The 570-nt window shown below is 70.2% G+C and carries 1 protein-coding gene; it reads right to left on the bottom strand.

Annotated elements, in window-relative coordinates:
- Positions 1-69 precede the first annotated feature (69 nt).
- Positions 70-570, bottom strand: a 501-nt coding sequence (locus KUM32_RS38950; protein ID WP_217146506.1) for a DegT/DnrJ/EryC1/StrS family aminotransferase, incomplete at its 5' end; no start/stop codon positions are given.

The raw sequence follows: 570 nt of genomic DNA, 5'->3' as shown, positions 1-570 counted from the left end.
GCCACGGCCAACGGCAGGCCGACGTACCCCTGCCCCACTACGACCAGTTTCGTGGTCAAAGGACGCTCCCTAGTCGAAGAATTCACAGACCGAGTCGGCGATGTATTCCACCTGACTGTCGGAGAGGTGGGGCCAGATGGGGATGGCCAGGTTCTGGTCACTGGCGCGCTGCGCGCCGGGCCACTGGGCGCCCTCGGGCGCGAACCGCGCGAACGCGGGCTGCAGGGGCAGCGGCACCGGGTAGTAGACGTGCGTGCCGATGTCCTTCTCGCTCAGCCAGGCGCGCAGGTCCGCGCGCCGCTCCACGAGCAGCGAGTAGACGTAGTAGCAGCGGCCGTTGCGCCCCGCCGGCGGCGCGAGCACGCCCCGGCCGGCCAGCGGCTCGAAGCGCTCCGTGTAGTAGTCGGCGATGCGGGCCCGGCGCTCCAGGCGGTCCTCGAAACCGGCGTGCCGGTGGAGCTGGAAGGCCGCGATGATCTCGTCGAACCGGCTGTTCTGGCCGATCCTGTGGTGCAGGAAGCGGGTGATGCCGTCCTGCCCGTGGTTGCGCAGCATCCGTACGGTGCGGCC

The organism is Streptomyces sp. AC627_RSS907, assembly GCF_019049165.1.
The sequence above is the reverse complement of the archived record's forward strand: the minus strand, read 5'-3'. Positions and strand labels throughout refer to the sequence as shown.